We start from the raw sequence: 19,669 nt of genomic DNA, 5'->3' as shown, positions 1-19,669 counted from the left end.
CCTTAACTCTTGTATAGTATCTAGCTGCTTTTCAAAGTTCTTATTTTGCGCATTTGTGTTTAAACAAAAAAGAAAAAGGGATGTTAGAAAAAAGGGGCTTTTAAACATATTTAGAAACTGTTTTTATAACAGCATAAAACAAATATAAAATTTATCTCATATCCTTCTAGAGGTATTTCATTTCTTTGATGAATAAAAGTTAATCTTTTGAGTTTTTATCATTTCTCATTGAAAAATCAAAAATATTTATATGTTTTTTTAAGTTTTTGTTATTGATAACATCAATTAATGCTATATCTGCTTTATTTTCCCTAAAAATAAAATCAGCTAAAAAGTTTAGACAATAATTTTGTAAGTTTATAAGATATGCAATATTATATATGAACGTTACACACATAAGCGCAGAATGTTATCCAGTAGCTAAAGTAGGAGGGTTAGCAGATGTTGTTGGAGCATTACCAAAATATCAAAATAGTGCCTCATTTTCATCTCAAGTTATTATGCCTTTTTATGATAACAAATTTACCAAAGCAAATACTTTTAATACCGTTTATGAATCTCAATTAAACTTAGCGGATACATCATATCCTTTTAAAATATTAACCTTAAAAGAACCTCTTCTAGATTTCGATATTTTTTTTGTTGATGTTCCCGAACTTTTATTCAAAGAATATGTGTATTCCAATGATGATACAGAACGCTTTTTAGCCTTTCAAATTGCAACGTTAGATTGGATGCTAACTTGGGATGCATATCCCGATTATATACATTGTCATGACCACCATACAGGGTTGATTCCTTTCATGCTTCAAGAAAGCTTTAAATATGAGGCTTTTAGAAAAATCCCAAATATTTTAACCATACATAATGCGCAATACCAAGGCTGGTTTTCGCATAAAAAAGTAAATTTAATTCCTCCTTTTAATTTTGAGAATGTAGGATTTTTAGATTGGGGCGGTAGTGTAAACCCATTAGCAGCAGCAATAAAATGTGCTTGGCGGATTACCACGGTATCCCCCAGTTATATGGAAGAATTAAAGTTATCTGCTAACGGATTAGAAAATCTGTTAAATCATGAAAGCGCAAAATGCTCGGGTATTTTAAACGGTATCGATTGGAATGTATGGGATCCAGAAACCGACAATTACCTTGTTTCCAACTACAATACCAAAACAGTTGTTTCTGGAAAAAAAGCAAACAAAAAACATTTGTGCGATACCTTTAATCTAGACGTTAAAAAACCCCTTTTTGCATTTATTGGTAGATTAGTTGGAGAAAAAGGATCCGATTTGTTTCCCGAAGCATTTAAAGATATTCTTGAAAAAGGAGACGCTTCTATCTTACTATTAGGTTCTGGACATGACGATACAGAAATTCAGTTAGAAGCTCTTAAAAATGATTATAAAGGCACTTACAATGCTTTTATTGGGTACGATGAATCCTTATCACATGTTATCTATGCGGGTGCAGATTTTTTACTTATGCCATCAAGAGTAGAGCCTTGTGGACTTAACCAAATGTATGCATTAAGATATGGCACCATACCTATTGTGCGACGTATTGGAGGTCTTAAAGATACCGTTATAGATATTTCAGAAAAAAACGGCTTTGGTATTTGCCATAAAGACGTTACAGTTTCAGACATAACAAATGCGATAGATAGAGGGACCTCCCTTTATGAAAACAACACAACGTATAAAAAACTAAGTAAGCAGGTTATGGGAATTGATCACTCCTGGAATGCTTCTGCAAAAGAGTACATTAAATTATATAAATCCATTTAAACTAAAAATATGATAAATAACAAGGTTTTATCCATCATCTTAGGCGGTGGTCAAGGTTCAAGACTACATCCTTTAACTGAACAACGATCTAAACCAGCTGTACCAATAGCAGGAAAATATAGATTGGTTGACATCCCTATTTCCAATTGTATTAACGCAGATATTAAACGCATGTTTGTTTTAACACAATTTAATTCAGCATCATTGAACCGTCATATTAAAGATACCTATCATTTTAGTTTTTTTAGTAGTGCTTTTGTTGATGTACTTGCCGCAGAACAAACACCAGGGAATAAAGGTTGGTTTCAAGGAACCGCTGATGCAGTTCGCCAAAGTATGCATCATTTTTTAAGGCATGATTTTGATTATGCATTAATACTATCTGGAGATCAATTATACCAAATGGATTACGATAAAATGATTGAAGCTCATGAAAAAAGTAATGCTAAAATTTCAATTGCTACTATTCCTGTTAATGCAAAAGACGCTACTTCTTTTGGTATCCTAAAAGCTAATGATAAAAGTGTAGTCACCTCTTTTATAGAGAAACCAGAGGCTAGCTTACTACCAGACTGGACTTCTGAAGTAAGTGACGAAATGAAAGGCCAAGGTCGAAACTATCTGGCTTCTATGGGGATTTATATTTTTAACCGGGATTTATTAATCAAATTAATGAATGATTCTTCTACAATAGATTTTGGTAAAGAAATCATCCCTCAAAATATTAAAAAACATAAAACACTAAGCTACCAATACGAAGGATATTGGACAGATATAGGTAACATTGATTCCTTTTTTGAAGCCAATATTGGATTAACAGACAATATACCTGATTTCGATTTATATGATAAGAAAAAGCGTATATACACACACGCCAGAATGTTACCTACAACAAAAGTCGCAGGCACAACATTAAACCAAACGGTCATTGCAGAAGGGTGTATTATTAGTGCTGCAAAAATCGAGAAATCTGTTATCGGTATTCGTTCCAGAATTGGTGATGAGTCCACAGTAATAAAAACCTATATGATGGGAAGCGATTACTACGAAACATTACATGAGATACAAGAAAAGAAAATAAAAAACTTAATGGGAATTGGAGAACGATGCTTTATTAAAAATGCCATTCTCGATAAAAACTGCCGCATTGGTGATGATGTAAGAATAAATGGAGGGAATCACTTAGAAGATACGGAAACCGAGACCTATGCAATTAAAGACGGTATTGTAGTAATTAAAAATGGAGCAACCATCCCTAACGGTTTTGTAATATAATATATGGCACAAATAAAACCCTATAGCTTATTTACCGAATTAGACATCTATCTATTTAAATCGGGAACTCATTATCGTCTTTATGAAAAATTTGGATCTCATATTACCATTATTGATGGTATTGAAGGAACATATTTCTCTGTATGGGCGCCCAGCGCAAAATCTGTATCAGTAATTGGTGATTTTAATCACTGGAAAGAAGGCGAACATCAACTAAATGTACGCTGGGATTCAAGTGGCATCTGGGAAGGGTTTATTCCTTTGATAGGAAAAGGCACTATTTATAAATACAGCATTAAAAGTTACAATGGTGATATAAAAACAGAAAAGGCCGACCCTTATGCAAGACGCTGTGAGCATCCTCCCAAAACAGCATCAATTGTTTGGGATGATAACTATGCATGGAAAGATAAAGATTGGATGAAAAAGCGTAAAAAGCATAATGCTATAGACGCTCCTTTTTCTGTTTACGAAGTACATCTAGGCTCTTGGAAAAGACATTTAGAAGAAGATCGGTTTTTGTCTTATTTCGAGTTAGCAGACGATTTAGTAAACTATGTTAAAGACATGAATTTTACACATGTAGAACTCATGCCTATTATGGAATACCCTTATGATCCTTCATGGGGATACCAGCTAACAGGGTATTTTGCACCAACTTCTCGTTTTGGTTATCCTGAAGAGTTCAAGTATTTGGTAGACAAACTACACCAAAACGATATTGGTATTATTTTAGACTGGGTACCTTCTCACTTTCCAGAGGATGCACACGGTTTAGGATTCTTTGATGGCTCTCATTTATACGAACACCCAGACAAAAGAAAAGGCTATCACCAGGATTGGAAAAGTCTGATTTTTAATTACGAACGAAATGAAGTTAGATCGTTCCTGATAAGTAATGCCATTTTCTGGATGGAACAATATCATGCAGACGGATTACGTGTTGATGCCGTTGCATCTATGCTATTTTTGGATTATTCTCGTGAAGAAGGTGAATGGGAACCTAATATGTATGGCGGTAGAGAAAATCTCGCCGTTATAAGTTTTCTAAAAGAATTGAATAAAGAAATTTACAGATCCTTCCCAGATGTTCAAACCATCGCAGAAGAATCCACAGCATTTCCAATGGTTTCCAAGCCTGTTTTTTCTGGTGGTCTAGGTTTTGGTATGAAATGGATGATGGGTTGGATGCATGATACCCTAGAATATTTCGCCAAAGACCCTATTTATAGAAAATACCACCAAAATGACATAACATTTAGTTTGGCATATGCCTTTACCGAAAATTTCATGTTACCATTATCACATGACGAAGTCGTTTATGGTAAGAACTCTATTTTAGGCAGAATGCCTGGCGATGAATGGCAACGCTTTGCAAATCTTCGTTTATTATACGGCTATATGTTTACCCATCCAGGAACCAAATTATTGTTTATGGGCGGTGAGTTTGGTCAATATAACGAATGGAATTTTCAAGAAAGCCTAGATTGGAATTTATTAGACTTCGAACCACATAAAAATCTTCAAAACTATTATAGGGAATTAAACAAGCTCTATAAAACAACACCTGCCTTGTATGAAAAAGGATTTAGTGGAGAAGGGTTTGAATGGATTAGTTTTGATGACCATGAAAACTGTGTTTTATCTTATATAAGAAAAGGGTACGACTCTGAAAATGATGTTATCGTTGTTTGTAACTTAACACCAAACATTAGAGAAAATTACAAAATAGGAGTCCCTTTAAAAACAAAAATTAAAGAAATTTTTAATAGCGATGCTAAAGAATTTGGTGGAAGTGGCATTACAAACAAAAAACAAATTTCAGCAAAAAAAGACCCCTGGAACGGAAAGGATTTTTCAGTAGAAATAACATTACCTCCTTTAGGCTTGGTTATCTTTTCAACGTAAATACGTTTCTATTTGAGGTTTATGTAATTATCTCATTGATTATTTGTGTTTTATCAAATAATCATAATGTTTTTTTAATAAATACTGACCACTATTAGTTGCTAAATTTAGTAATTTAGGCAACTAATAAATTGCGCTAACCTCTATGATTTTAAATACCGAATTAGAATATAAAGGAAACCTGTTTCCTTCCAAAATAGTTTCATACGAAAAGAACCTAAACGTACTTTCTTTTACTACAGAGAATGGTGTTATATTAGAAGTTACCGTACGTCGCGATAGTATCCTACGATTCAGATTTGCTACAACGGGTATTTTTGAAAATGACTTCTCTTATGCCATCACTAAATATGCCAGTAGAGGTTATAATCATCTTGAAGTAACAGAAGATGAAAATAACTATACTATAACCACATCAAAACTTATTTGTCGTATTTCAAAATTAGATTTGCGAACGTCTATTTTTGACGCTAAGGATAACTCCTTAATTTGCGAAGACGAACTTGGGTTTCACTGGGAAGAAAGTTATGAGCACGGTGGCGATATTGTAAAAATGTCTAAAACATCTCAACCAGGTGAAAGCTACTATGGCTTAGGTGATAAACCTGTAGATAATAATCTTAAAGGTAAACGCTTCGAGAATTGGGTAACAGATTCTTATGCCTATGGTAGAGATACTGACCCCATTTATAAAGCGATTCCTTTTTACACAGCCCTACATAATAAAAAATCTTACGGCATATTTTTCGATAATACCTTCCGTTCATTCTTTGATTTTTGTCATGAACGTCGTAACATCACGAGTTTTTGGGCTCAAGGTGGTGAAATGAATTACTACTTCATTTATGGACCAGAAATGTCTGATGTTGTTGTAAATTATACCGACTTAACAGGAAAGCCTCATGAGCTTCCAGCTCTATGGACTTTAGGGTACCACCAATGTAAATGGAGTTACTATCCTGAGTCCAACGTAAAAGAAATTACAGCGAAGTTTAGAGAATTGCAAATTCCATGTGATGCGATCTATTTAGATATAGACTACATGGAAGGATTTAGATGTTTTACCTGGAGCAAGGATCATTTTCCAGATCCTAAACGAATGGTTAAGGAGTTAGCCGATGATGGTTTTAAAACCATTGTTATTATAGATCCGGGCATTAAAATAGATATGGATTATTCTGTTTTTAAAGAGGGGTTAGAAAATGACTACTTCTGTAAACGGGCAGACGGCCCTTACATGAAAGGTAAAGTATGGCCTGGTGAATGTTATTTCCCAGATTTCACCAAACCAGAAGTAAGAGATTGGTGGTCTGATTTGTTTAAAGAACTTGTAGAAGACATAGGAGTGAAAGGCGTTTGGAATGATATGAACGAACCTGCTGTCATGGATGTTCCAGGAAAAACCTTCCCTAATGATGTAAGGCATGATTACGATGGCAATGCTTGTAGTCACAGAAAAGCACATAACGTTTATGGCATGCAAATGGCAAGAGCTACCTATCAAGGTTTAAAAAAATTCTCATATCCTAAAAGGCCTTTTGTAATTACTAGAGCTGCATATTCTGGTACACAACGTTATACGTCTAGTTGGACTGGTGATAATGTAGCAACATGGGACCACTTAAACATTGCCAACCTACAGGCACAACGTATGTGTATGTCTGGATTCTCTTTTATTGGATCGGATATTGGTGGATTTGCAGAACAACCTAATGGCGAGCTATACGCGCGTTGGATTCAGCTAGGGATTTTCCACCCATTTTGTAGAACACATTCCTCTGGAGACCATGGAGATCAAGAGCCTTGGGCTTTTGGAGATACTATAACCAATGTAGTAAGAAAGTTTATTGAATTAAGATATCAATTACTGCCTTATTTATACACCGCTTTTTGGAGATATGCCGAAGAAGGCATTCCTATTTTAAAGTCACTTGTATTATACGATCAGGAAGACGCTCAAACACATTATAGAAACGATGAGTTTATCTTTGGCGAAAAGATCTTAGCATGCCCAATAACAGGACCTAATCAAAAAGGAAGACGCATGTATATCCCTAGAGGGAAATGGTACAACTTCTGGACAGATGAGATCGTAAATGGAGGTCAGGAATTATGGGTGGATGCAGACCTAGACAGCATGCCAATATTTGTAAAAGAAGGCGCTATTATTCCTAAATACCCAATACAGCAATACGTAGGTGAAAAAGTTATTGATGAATTATTGCTTGATGTATATTACAAATTAGGTAAAGAAAGCTCAATGGTTTACGAAGATGCTACTGATGGTTATGATTACATTAAAGGAAGATATAGTTTAAGAGACTTCAAATTGCTTGGTAAGGAAAACGAATTAATTATTCAACAGCATAAGTCTGGTAAGTTTATAACAACGTATAAAACGTTTAAATTAAGCTTGCATGGTTTACCATTTAAAATATCTAAAGTCCAGGTAGATAATGAAGAAATCCTTTTTAAGGATATTAAGCTTAATGGTGATAATACTTTAGTTCTTGATAAGGAATTTACAGAGCTTCATATTATGGCTTAGAACCATATCATACAACTAATTAAAAAGCTCCTGTTGCCTTATCTTCAGGAGCTTTTTTAATAATTAAGACTATTTAATCACCTAACAAACAATAAACTAACAATTAAAAATTTTTATTTTTAAACAAGAATCAATTTAAAGATTATTCGTACATTGTGTTGAAAATTTTTAAATTAAACTTCACGATGGTACATCAGGAACTAAAAAATTCAGATTATAGGATCAGAAAATTAATAGGGACTTTAGGTTTATGCCTTCCCTTTATATTGCTCATTTCTAAAGGTGAATTATTGGCTTCAATGAGTCATTATTACTATGCTACTTTATCCTCTTTATTCTTTATTATAATTTTGTCTGCATTTGCTTTATTTTTAATCTCTTACAGAGGTTACAAAAAGGATGCTACTTCAGAAATTATAAGTGATGATATTATTACCAATATTGGCGGTTTTGCAGCTCTTGTTGTTGTTTTTGTTCCAACATGCTGTACAGATAGTAATAGTGCCATTATTGACCTTATTTGCAAAAATGAAAACTATCCTTTATTTGGTCATAAAAGCGCAGCTACAAATGCTATTCATTTAATAAGCGCGGCCATATTTATACTTTCAATGGGATGGATGTCTAAATATAAGTTTACTAGAAATAAAGATGATGTAAATAATAAATTATACAATATCTGCGGAAACATTGTTTTCATATCAGTAGCACTAATTCTTGTCATGATTATACTCGAAAAATTAGGAGTAGGGACAGGCTCATTGTTTTTCAAGTATTATGTGTTTATTTTTGAAACAACAGCAGTGATACCTTTTGGAATTTCTTGGCTTGTAAAAGGCAAAGCAATTGATGATGTGAAAAGTTTTTTGAAATAAAACACCCTAAGTTCGACGTAAAATTTATTAAAAACATCTTATTTAATCCAATGAAAAACAGCTATTTGTCATGTCGACAGAGCGAAGTATGAGTGATGAGATTCCCCGCCTGCCAGCAGGCTCCTCGTGCCTCGTAATGAATGACATGATTTCTTCTTCGGAACCTTTTTTAAGTATTTGATTATCAGTTTATAATATATCGAACTGACAACATTAAAACAAGTGTCTCATCAGTTAAACAGAAGTCACTTCTTCAGTCCCTAAGGCTTTTCCTAAGTATACTAACAGGTATCCTTTTTCAACATTTTCAATAGCTTTATTGTAAGAAGATATAATTTCTAAAACACCTTTTTTATCTTTAACAAATAGCGGTATTATGTCATCCTCTTTACTTGTTGCTTCAATTAAATCTTCATAATGATCTCTGTCATTAATTTCAATTTCGTGTATCTCTGGATATTTGCGAGCGACTTCAGAAAGAACATTAAAATCATCTGTATGAGAAAATAAACCCTCCTTTGGATTATTATCAGGATCATTCATTTCATCAACCGTTACCAATCTAAAGGAGCCGTTCTCACCAAATTGTTTTCCAAACTTATCAATAGCAAACTGATTAATATCTGCACTACCCGTTAAAGCCATTAAAAAACCGACATCATTAAGCTCTATATTATCTTCCAGATTTTCAGAATATATGTCCGTATTTATAGCCTCAAGCCCTAATTCCTGAGCCATTTGAATATTGGTTTGATTACTGTCTATTAAAACTACATGGCGTTGGTTATTCACCAGATACTGTCCAATCAATCTAGAAACTTGTGATGCTCCCAGTATTAAAATACCTTCCGAACTTTTTAGAAAAACGCCAACAACTTTGGCAAATCCTCTTGCGGTAGTCGCATTTAATAAAACAGTTCCAAGAACGATCATAAACACTAAAGGCGTAATATACTCTGCACCCTCAACGCCTTGTTTCACTAATTTACTTCCAAAAAGAGATGCTATTCCTGCAGCAACAATACCTCTGGGGCCTACCCAACTAATAAATACCTTTTCTCGAGTTTTTAATTTAGATTTAGACGTGCTTAGAAACACAGCTAACGGCCTTATAACAAAAACCACGGCTGCAAAAAGCAAAGCAGTTTTCCAACTATAAAGAAGCATTAAATCTTCAATATTAATATTTGCTGCCAGTAAAATAAACAGAATTGAGATCAATAAAACACTCAAAGACTCTTTAAAATAAAGAAGTTCCTTTATGTTTTCTAATTTACCATTACCTAAAACCATACCCATAACAACAACAGCCAACAGGCCTGACTCATGAGCAAAGATTTCTGATTCAACAAAAACCAGCAGTACAGTGGAAAGCGATACAACATTTAGCAGATAATGTGGAATCAATTTTTTATTAATAGCAAAGGCCAATGCATGAGCAAACGTAAAACCAAATGTAGTTCCGAAAAGAATAATTTTCCCAAATTCAATCAAAGCCGTTTTAGTAAAGCCACTATCCCCTTCAACGCTAATAAATTCAAACACCAATACAGCTACCAAAGCACCAATAGGGTCAATTAAAATGCCTTCCCATTTCAATACGGTAGAGATATCTTTTTTAAGGGGAATATTTCTTAAAATAGGGGTTATTACTGTTGGCCCCGTAACAATTATAAGACCAGAAAATAAAAATGATAGCTCCCAACTTAATTCAAAAATGAAGTGAGCTAATATCCCTGCTCCAAAAAAAGTAACAGCAGACCCTAATGTTATTAATTTGGTAATCACTGGACCTACATTTTTTATTTCAGAACGCTTTAATGTTAATCCGCCTTCAAAAAGAATAATACTAATAGCCAGAGATACAAAATAGAACAAGCCTTCTCCAGGAAACAAACCTTGCTTACCATTCCAGATAGGTTCGATCCATTTAGAGCCATCATCACTTAAAAACTCTGCCGCAATTGGCCCCACCAAAAGGCCTATAAGAATTAGTGGTAAAATAGCTGGAATCTTAAATTTCCAGGCAAACCATTGTGCTAAAATCCCTAAAATAATAATTCCTGCTAGTTCTAACATCTTTTAAAATCTATTAAGACACTAATTTAAGTAAAACAGATGATTTCACTAACTTATATTTTATTTGTTTCCATTAGTCGCAATCATTAACACAAAATTGAATGATTCTTTTAATTATATTGACTTAATATTAAACGCAGTCTCTCTTTTTTAAAAAAAATACTATCTTTCTACTCTTTTTATCTAAATAACTCAAGTGTCTTTACAACCTTTTAAAAGCATTGGTATTGGTGCCGCATTTTCACCTAATTTAAAAGCAAACCTCCATGAGGCGGCCAGGCTTTCGCTTTTTTTTAGTTCAAAATTGTTTTTAATTCATGTCGGCGAAGTTTCTGATGACAAGGTTAAAATGCTTAAAATCTTTTTAAAACCTTTTGAAAAAGATAATCTGGATTACGAAGTTGTATACAAATCGGGAAACCCTGTAGATGTTATTTTATCCACTACTGAAGAAAAAAATATAGATCTTTTAATTCTTGGAGCCGTACAGCGTGAACGTTTTTTAAAATATTATGTAGGGTCTATTGCCCGAAAGATTACACGTAAAGCAAAGTGCTCTGTTTTATTATTGGTTAAGCCTTCGATTGAGCGTGTTGCATGCGAACATATTGTTGTAAATGGCTTAGAAGACCCTAAAACAGAACAAACTATTAAAGCTGCATTTTATGTTGCAAAACAGCTTGAAGCTGAAAAAGTAACCATCGTTGAAGAAATTAAACAAAAACAAGTTTCGGTAAAGGTTGATGATGATAAATCGTTGCGTAAAGCTAATATAATTAAAGAACGTATAAGGCTTAGAGAAAACTCAAGAATTAACGATATTATAGAACATATTCCTAAAAAATATACCAAAGATATTGTCACAAAGTTGCAGCCTATTTTTGGTAAACAAGGGTATTCTATTGGACACTATGCTCAAATTTCCAGAGCCGATTTATTAGTTATGAACGCCCCTAGCAAAATGACTTTTTGGGATCGTTTATTTCCGCATGATATAGAGCATATTTTAACAGAGTTACCAACCGATGTTTTAATCCTTCAATGAGTCCAAAAAAGAATAAAATAAAAGATTTTCTTAGTACATTACCAAAAAATATTTTTTCTGGTTTTGTAGTTAGCCTTATTGCATTGCCTCTTGGGTTAGGGTTAGCAATGGCTAGTGAAGCACCTCCTATAGCTGGTATTATAGCAGCTGTAGTTGGTGGTATTGTTGTTTCTATTTTTGGTGGAAGTCATGTTACGATTGCCGGCCCCGGTAATGGTTTAGTTGGTGTGCTTTTGGTAGCTATAACAACATTGGGTATAGAAAGTGCCTACGCTGCCATTATATGTTCAGGTCTCTTATTGCTCTTGCTTGGTTTTTTTAGAATGGGAAAATTGGCCGATTTTTTTCCTTCATCGGCTATTCAAGGTATGTTAGCAGCCATTGGGCTCATTATTTTAGCCAAGCAGTTTCATATTATGTTCGCCCATAAAATTAAACGCAAAGCGACTTTAGATTATCTGTATGAAATACCATTTACCATTAACGATGCTTTACATTACCAAAATAAAGGGTTAATCTTTGCTGCTTTAGCTGGCGTAATAAGTTTGGCCATCATGATGTTTTATGCCAAAATCAGAAATAAGTATTTACAACTTATACCAGCACCCATGTGGATTGTTTTACTTTCTATAGGCTTTAGTTACTACTTCGAGTTTATAGTGCATGAGGTAAACCCTATTGCAAAAGAATACATGATTTCTGGTATACCTAGTATTCAAACAATCATTGCAGAGATGCATTTGCCCGATTTTTCCAGTGTTGGTAGTTTTCCTTTTTGGTCCAGTGTATTAGCCATTACATTAATAGCCAGTATAGAGTCGTTATTAAGCATAAAAGCCGTAGATAAATTAGACCCGGAAAAAAGACGTTCTAATGTAAATAGAGACCTTAAAGCGCTTGGTTTGGCAACCATAGGAAGTGGGTTTCTTGGGGGCCTTAATGTCGTCACTGTTATTGCTCGTAGTTCCGTTAACGTAAATAATGGTGCCAGTAACAGGTCTTCTAACTTTTTTCACGCAACATTTTTAGTGTTATTTATTGTTTTATTCAGTACCCAACTAACGCGAATTCCATTACCCGCTTTAATGGCTATATTGGTATACACTGGCTATAAATTAGCATCTCCAAATGTCATTAAAAAAATATTCTCTATTGGTAAAGAGCAACTTATTATATTTTTTGTCACCCTATTAATAACCTTAAAAATAGGACTGATAACAGGCATCTTAGCAGGTGTTATTACAACTTTAATTATTCATATAGTCATTAATAAAACAGTTTCCTTGTTTGTTAGAAACGTTATGAAACCTAATGTTTTAATGTATCAGGAAGAAGGTCAGGACAACTATTACGTGAGCGTAAAACATTTTTGTAGTTTTTTAAACTATTACAAGTTAAAAGATAAGCTAGACGCAGTTCCGGAAGATAAAGACGTTATTGTTGATTTTTCGCTGTGTAGTTTTGTGGACCATACCGTCATGGAAAACATGCATAATTTCCAGGAATTATTTAAAAAACGAGATGGTCATTTTGATGTTATAGGTTTAGATATGCACGATACAGACTCCAAGCACCCTTTTGCTTTAAGGCGTTTGCTACCTGTACCAAACATTATTAAAAACAACCTTACCAGACGTCAAACCAGTATAGAAGATCTGGCCGAAGATTTTAAATTAAACTATACATCTGAAAAACAAAAAGATATCGATTTTTTAAATCATTTTTTATTCTTCAACACAAAAAACATTAACCATATCTATAATCAATTATCGTATAAAAATAATGCTATAAATTTATTCGATATTGAGTTTTCTGAAGGTGAATTTATTGCCAAAGAAGTTATTAGATCGACCATGCTTCATATAAAATTAGATTGTCCAATACCCGAATTCACATTAGACAGGGAAGGTTTTTTAGAAAAAGTATATGCCTTCGCAGGGTTTAAAGATATTCCTATTCAAAACCATTCCGATTTTTCCAACCGTTTTTATTTATTAGGCGATAACGAAGAAGCGATTACAGCCTTTTTTGATGATGATCTGGTTCATTTCTTTGAAAGTAATCCTTATTACCATATCGAGTCGAACGGAGAGTCTTTATTAATTTTCGGAAAAGAGCGTTTGGCAAGTATAAAAGAAATTAAGGCCTTGTTTGATTTTGGAAAACGTCTGAAAGATGTTGTTGGCCATTGATTAGATGTCATTCTGAACACAGTGAAGAATCTCTTAAACGGGAATTTTCACAAAAAAACCATACTTCAATCTCATAACCTCAAAACGGCGTAGCATTAACAAAAAGACTTCTTAATTATATAATTTCAAATTATAAGATAAATCTGTCAATAAATTAAATAAACTTCTTATATTTAGGCAGATATAAAAAAGTAAACGTCACAAAATGCGTTTATATTAATTGTTACAGGCAATAGATCAAAACTTAAAAAGAATAAATCATGAATACTCACGCTGACAAAACAAAGGAAAACAAAAGCCAGTCAGTTCCTGCCGCTAACCGCAAGGTAAAGCCACATAGTGAGACTACTTCTCGGTTTATTGATAATCGCCCTGAAGCTATTGCTCAAAGAAAGCTGCAAGAGGTAGCGAATAATAGCCCACAAGCAAAACAAGCAGCTCAATTACAAGCAATGGCGAACAATCATCATTCACAGCAACCACAGCATACAATCCAAAAAAAAGAAAATAAAACGGGCTTACCAGATAATTTGAAGTCGGGAATTGAAAACCTGTCTGGTTACTCAATGGATGATGTAAAGGTGCATCGCAATTCTGATAAGCCAGCTCAGTTACAAGCGCATGCCTATGCGCAAGGAACTAACATTCACTTAGGGCCAGGGCAAGAAAAACATTTGCCTCACGAAGCATGGCATGTAGTTCAGCAAAAGCAAGGAAGGGTAAAGCCCACTATGCAAATGAAAGGAAAGGTGAATATAAATGACGATGCCGGATTGGAGAAAGAAGCTGATGTTATGGGAGCTAAAGCACTTCTGCAAACAAATAAGCAAGTAATCGCATCCCCCCAAACACAACACCCAATAAATGTCCAGCAGCCTGTGCAAAGGCTTATGAAGAAACTTGATTTAGATAAAACCGGATACCGTAAAGCAACTATGACAACCGTTTTTCTTTACGCTGAGTTTAATGGAAAGCCTGTTGGTGCCAACGGATTATTTAAAACAGAAAAAGGCAATCATGCAGAAGAAAATCTAATAGCGTATATTATAAAACTAGGCCTGGAGAACGGAAACCTTGTAGTTTACCTTTCTACAAGCCCATGTAGTAGCACTTTTTGTACTAGAGACGATGGTAAAAAAGGTTGTCAGGAAAGATTAGAGGGTTTAAAAAAAGACAGAAATATCTCGATAAAAGTTCATGCCGATCATTTATACCAACCACAAGCTTTAGCATCTCAAGAATCTGAGTTTGAAAAAGGCGCAAAAGGTTTAAGTTCCTACAGTTCTGCAGCCACTAGTGCGTTTGAAATGACTTTTTCCTCTTTACCAAAAAAACTTAGTACTCCTGATATGATGGACGGGTTTGATGAAAAGGTAGCACAACTATAGATGGAATCTGATTATTAGTTTTAAATACATCATGGAAAATCATATCATTATGAAAACACAAATGTAAAATTGGCTATAAGCGATAATGAAAAACAATAGAGCAATCTATACCTTCAAAGCTTGAAACCAATAAAAAAAGTTTTATACAATTATTAGCATCTATTACAGAAACCCGTAACTAAGATTGGTTTTTTTGATAGAAATTTATTTACGCTCCGAAATAATATGTTTACTAGCACAAGTTTTTAACTTGTGGAGATAAGAGCAAGAAAAAATAAATAAGATAATTACCTGTTTCTCTCCACCAAATGCAAACTGGCGAGAGCGGGGATCAATTAGGAAAGGCAAGAACATAACATAATTTAAAAATATTGATACGATGAAAAATATTCTAGTTGCTATTATTCTACTACAAACGACCGTTCTGTTCAGTCAGACAAGGAATTCGGTTGATGATGGACGTAAAATTAAAATTCCTATTGTATTCCACGTTATTTATAATAATGATTCTGAGAACATAAGTGATCGTTTAATCTTAAATGAATTACAAGACTTAAATTTAAATTTTACGCAAAAGAATGATATGAGTTTACTTGATAACGACTTTCGTAATCTTGTAGGCAATCCTAATATTGAGTTTAATTTACTTGATACTATATTTCAAAAAAATGGAAAAAAAGGAATCCGAAGAATTTCTTCAAAGCAACTCGAAAAAAGAAACAAATTACTTATTGATCCCTCAAATTGTCTAAATGTTTTTATTGCGAAACAAGGGAATGCGTCAGATATTCTGAGTGATAGAGTGCACTTAAATTACAAAAGTGTTGGAATGAGCAGTCATGTACTAACACACGAAACAGGCCATTGGATGGGGTTATATCATATTTTCGGACAAATCGGAAACAGTTCTTGGCTGCGAGTAACCTTTGGAAATCGTAATGATTTAATAGATGATACACCAAAACAGAAAGGAGCAACAGCTGTATGTTATTCTATTACGCCTAAATGCCCTTGTCCTCCAAAGAAAACACACTATAGGGGTCATAAAACATTATATAATAATTTCATGGACTATAATCCATGTAGATGTATGTTTACAATTGGCCAATCCATTAAAATGAGGAATAATATAATTGAACACAAACGGATATTATTTGATAACTCAAAATACCCTAACGCTAGTTTAAAAGCTAGTGGCGGTAAAGATTACCAGCAAAACCAATAAAAAAACATAATAAAAGAAGTTTTATACAATTATTAGCAGCTATTACAGAAACCCGTAACTAAGATTGATTTTTTTGATAGAATTTATTCCCAATCGGGAATAATATGTTCGCTACCGCAAGTTTTTAACTTGTGGGTATAAAGTAAGAATAATGGTTCTGTTTTATGCGACCAGTTGTAAGCCGCTATTTGATGTTAGTACCACCCCTTTTATCTTTTTAATTGTATTAATTACATGCCAACATTGGTTGGTATTAAAAGTAAAAATAAAATAATTATCTGTTTCTCTCCACTAGTTTTTAAACTAGCGGGAGCGGAAGCAGATACAGGCAATTGTTATCAGCAACTAAACGAACTATAAATGGAATTTTTCAAAAAACACTTCAATGAGGATACTTGGAAAACTGCAAAGGTTTTAGTGCCTCTTGTGGTTGGTTTTATAGCATTGACCAAATTTCTTAACCAGGACCTTGGACTAACCTTTATCCAGACCTCACTCGTTCTAACTATTCTTCTTATCCTAATTATTCCATTTATAGCATACATTAATCGTAAAAGATTGGAAAGTCAGCTTCCCGTATTAACGATCAAAAGAGAATTGAAAAAACAAGCTGGAAAGATTCGTTCTTTAACCTCTAAACTAAATAAAAATACAGATTTATATAAACTCCGACTTATAGATTACAGGTTTGGAGTTGAACTTGACAAATATAACTATATGTCAAACGGTGAGTACAAACAATTCTGTTTGAATTCAAGAATGTATTTTATGTATATCTTTAGAAGTGCCCTAGATATACTTAGGAGTGGTGATATATATAGAACTGTTACAACAATTGATATCTGGCTTAATGACAAAAAAGACAGTGAGCTAATAAAGAATTTCCCAGGAGTTCCTAAGAAATACCGTAAGAGTTTTCTTTTAACGAATCTACAGGCTGCGCGAAGAAAGGTTTCTATTGAAAGATACTTTGTTGTGGACGAAGAATTAATGCAAGATAAAACAAGTATGTACTATGCAAATTTAAAAACATTGGTACAAAGGTTTGTTGATGCTCTTGACGAGGACAGTTCAAGCTGCGAAATATATTTCTGTCCTTCAAAAAATTATAAAGTTGAAACTAGTGATAACATACCGTTTGCCCTAATAAGAAACGAAGCTCGAGATACCTTCATGTATTTGAAATCCGATATTTCCAATCCTAAATTACCATATGTTCAAATGAATTTTCTTAGTGATAGGGAGGAAGAGGTTTATTTAGAACTGTATGAAAAATTAAAAAGCTACAGAAAAAGGAGTGCAGATAGAAAAATCGAACTTGACCGTATGGCTGCAATCCTTGGGGTAAAAAAAAGCTGACAACAAACCATTAAATTACAAGATATAGGACTTAAATGGAATCCAATTCAAGACGTGAAAAAAGCTTCGCTATCACTAGTTTTTAAACTAGTAGTGGTAAAGATTACCAGCAAAACCGCTCCCGCTAAACTGTGTTTAGTGGCGTTAGCAGTGAGTAAAACAATAAAATATTTTACAAAAGCTTTTTGTATTTTAGAACTATGAGTAGAAATTATAAATTTCATAATAAATTGGGTTTATATTTTGTAAGTTTTGCTACAATAAATTGGATAGATGTATTTACTAGACAAATTTATTTTGATGTTTTGTCGAAAAGTGTAGATTATTGCAGAAAGGAGAAAGGTATGGAACTTTATGCGTATTGCTTTATGCCGAGTCATATACATTTAATATTTAGGTCGGCATATGAAGATCCATCAGGACTGATAAGGGATTTTAAAAAACATACAGCGAGGACATTAATAGAAACTATAGAAAATAATTCTCAAGAGAGTAGAAAAGAGTGGTTGTTATGGATGTTTGAGCGCGCAGGGAAAAAGAATGCAACAAGAAGTAAATATCAATTTTGGCAACATCATAATAAACCAATAGAATTGTGGAGTGAAAAAGTTATAAAACAAAAAATAGATTACATCCATCAAAATCCAGTAGAAAGTGGATTTGTAACAAACCCAATAGATTGGAAATATTCAAGTGCAAGAAATTTTCAAGATGATAATACGGTTTTGGAGATAGATTCGGTTGGTTTTATAGGGTAAATTTTGAATTAATACAATATTCTAATTGGTTAATTTTTAGTTAGTCTGTAGTCACTAAACACAGTTTAGCGGTAGCGGAGAATAATATGTTTGCTACCGCAAGTTTTTAACTTGTGGAGATAAGAGTAAGAATAATGGTTATTGTTTTATGCGATCTGTTGTAAACTGTCGTTAGATGAAAGTACCACCCTCTTATATTTTTAGTTGTATTAATCATATACCAATATTGACTGATATTAATAGTAAGAAAGAAAAAATAAGATAATTATCTGTTTCTCGCCACCAGTTGCAAACTGGCTGTAGCAGGGTAAATCTGTCAATAAATTAAATAAACTTCTTATATTTAGGCAGATATAAGAGTAATAAACACCGCTCCCGCTAAACTGTGTTTAGTGGCGTCAACAATGAGCGAAAAACAATAAAACATTTTAGAAGAGCTTTTTGTATTTTAGAGCTATGAGTAGAAATTATAAGTTTCATAATAAATCGGGCTTGTACTTTGTAAGTTTTGCTACTGTAAATTGGATAGATGTATTTACTGGGCACAAACCATTAAATTTATCTTCCTTTCTTTAGTAAATCATATTTGTTTGTAATCGTTGTTTTCAAAAAAGTATAATAGTCTCTTTTATCTTGAGTAAGTTTACTTTCAAGTTTTAAAGACGCTTCGACTATAGACAATAAATCACCTTTACTCTTTAAAATAAATAAGCTACAAAAATCAACATCTAATTGTTGGCTTATAAAATAGATTTTATCCCAACCACTTACGTTTTCAAATCGTTCAACTCTTCCCACCATAGTAGGGTTTGAGCCTAACATTAAAGAAAGACTATGCTGAGATAGACCTTTCTTTAATCTTGCCAGCCTAAGAACACATCCTATTTGAATATTTAAAAGATGTAATTCTATTTCACCATACTTTCTCATATTGTAAAATTTGAAAAAATAGCTTAGTTTATTCGGTACAAATTTGTAATGAATATATATTTTACTATATTGTCATCAATTATGTAATTTTGCGATTCTTCAAATAAAATATATGAAGCATTCGCTTTGAATCTCGCGCTAGAAAACTGGTAATTTTACAGGAACGAGAAGATAAGTAAGATGCTCACGTCTTTGGGCGTGAGCTCGCTTGTTGTTCCTCGGTATACCAGTACCTCTAGTGCAATAAGTTGAGTTCCACGCCTTTTTTGTTTCCATACATTATAGGCTTTAACGAAACATTCA

13 protein-coding genes and 1 pseudogene are annotated in these 19,669 nt (G+C 33.4%); 12 read left to right on the top strand and 2 right to left on the bottom strand.

Features of this window, described 5'->3' with window-relative positions; translation table 11 throughout:
- Nucleotides 1-380 precede the first annotated feature (380 nt).
- The 5 genes from Q4Q39_RS05330 to Q4Q39_RS05310 all read left to right on the top strand — a co-directional run bounded on the left by Q4Q39_RS05330 (nt 381) and on the right by Q4Q39_RS05310 (nt 8,390).
- A complete protein-coding gene (locus tag Q4Q39_RS05330; RefSeq protein ID WP_303281359.1) occupies nt 381-1,784 on the top strand; it encodes a glycogen synthase in 1,404 nt (467 codons plus the stop codon).
- 9 nt (nt 1,785-1,793) lie between these two features.
- Nucleotides 1,794-3,059, top strand: coding sequence for a glucose-1-phosphate adenylyltransferase (locus tag Q4Q39_RS05325; protein ID WP_303281358.1), 1,266 nt, complete (start codon nt 1,794-1,796; stop codon nt 3,057-3,059).
- Between the two features lie 3 nt (nt 3,060-3,062).
- Complete coding sequence (gene glgB, locus Q4Q39_RS05320) at nt 3,063-4,967, top strand: 1,4-alpha-glucan branching protein GlgB (protein ID WP_303281357.1); 1,905 nt, start codon at nt 3,063-3,065, stop codon at nt 4,965-4,967.
- A 145-nt stretch (nt 4,968-5,112) separates the two neighbouring features.
- Nucleotides 5,113-7,515, top strand: coding sequence for a glycoside hydrolase family 31 protein (locus Q4Q39_RS05315; protein ID WP_303281356.1), 2,403 nt, complete (start codon nt 5,113-5,115; stop codon nt 7,513-7,515).
- A gap of 185 nt (nt 7,516-7,700) precedes the next feature.
- On the top strand, nt 7,701-8,390 hold the full coding sequence (locus Q4Q39_RS05310; RefSeq protein WP_303281355.1) for a hypothetical protein: 690 nt from the start codon (nt 7,701-7,703) through the stop codon (nt 8,388-8,390).
- Nucleotides 8,391-8,624: 234 nt separating this feature from the next.
- Here the strand turns inward: Q4Q39_RS05310 and Q4Q39_RS05305 are convergent, their stop codons facing one another.
- The gene (locus tag Q4Q39_RS05305; protein ID WP_303281354.1) at nt 8,625-10,469 is read right to left on the bottom strand and encodes a cation:proton antiporter; all 1,845 of its coding nucleotides are present in this window, start codon (nt 10,467-10,469) and stop codon (nt 8,625-8,627) included.
- A gap of 196 nt (nt 10,470-10,665) precedes the next feature.
- On the opposite strand from Q4Q39_RS05305, the gene Q4Q39_RS05300 reads away from it, so the two are divergent.
- The 7 genes and pseudogenes from Q4Q39_RS05300 to Q4Q39_RS05270 form a co-directional block, all read left to right on the top strand.
- Nucleotides 10,666-11,514 (top strand): universal stress protein, encoded by an 849-nt coding sequence (locus tag Q4Q39_RS05300; RefSeq protein ID WP_303281353.1) that lies wholly within the window; start codon nt 10,666-10,668, stop codon nt 11,512-11,514.
- The gene (locus Q4Q39_RS05295; protein ID WP_303281352.1) at nt 11,511-13,706 is read left to right on the top strand and encodes a SulP family inorganic anion transporter; all 2,196 of its coding nucleotides are present in this window, start codon (nt 11,511-11,513) and stop codon (nt 13,704-13,706) included. Before Q4Q39_RS05300 ends, Q4Q39_RS05295 begins: the two co-directional genes overlap by 4 nt.
- A gap of 260 nt (nt 13,707-13,966) precedes the next feature.
- Nucleotides 13,967-15,094, top strand: coding sequence for an eCIS core domain-containing protein (locus Q4Q39_RS05290; RefSeq protein ID WP_303281351.1), 1,128 nt, complete (start codon nt 13,967-13,969; stop codon nt 15,092-15,094).
- 379 nt (nt 15,095-15,473) lie between these two features.
- On the top strand, nt 15,474-16,319 hold the full coding sequence (locus Q4Q39_RS05285; RefSeq protein ID WP_303281350.1) for a M43 family zinc metalloprotease: 846 nt from the start codon (nt 15,474-15,476) through the stop codon (nt 16,317-16,319).
- Nucleotides 16,320-16,679: 360 nt separating this feature from the next.
- Nucleotides 16,680-17,678 (top strand): hypothetical protein, encoded by a 999-nt coding sequence (locus Q4Q39_RS05280; RefSeq protein ID WP_303281349.1) that lies wholly within the window; start codon nt 16,680-16,682, stop codon nt 17,676-17,678.
- Nucleotides 17,679-17,878: 200 nt separating this feature from the next.
- Complete coding sequence (locus Q4Q39_RS05275; RefSeq protein WP_303281348.1) at nt 17,879-18,436, top strand: REP-associated tyrosine transposase; 558 nt, start codon at nt 17,879-17,881, stop codon at nt 18,434-18,436.
- A gap of 456 nt (nt 18,437-18,892) precedes the next feature.
- Nucleotides 18,893-18,976 (top strand): annotated as a pseudogene (locus Q4Q39_RS05270) (transposase); the annotation flags it as partial.
- 18 nt (nt 18,977-18,994) lie between these two features.
- Here Q4Q39_RS05270 and Q4Q39_RS05265 read toward each other — a convergent pair.
- Nucleotides 18,995-19,366, bottom strand: coding sequence for a helix-turn-helix domain-containing protein (locus tag Q4Q39_RS05265; protein ID WP_303281347.1), 372 nt, complete (start codon nt 19,364-19,366; stop codon nt 18,995-18,997).
- Nucleotides 19,367-19,669: the final 303 nt, after the last annotated feature.

The sequence above is a fragment of the Flavivirga amylovorans genome, from assembly GCF_030540875.1.
GTDB classification, from domain to species: Bacteria; Bacteroidota; Bacteroidia; order Flavobacteriales; family Flavobacteriaceae; genus Flavivirga; species Flavivirga amylovorans.
The sequence above is the reverse complement of the archived record's forward strand: the minus strand, read 5'-3'. Positions and strand labels throughout refer to the sequence as shown.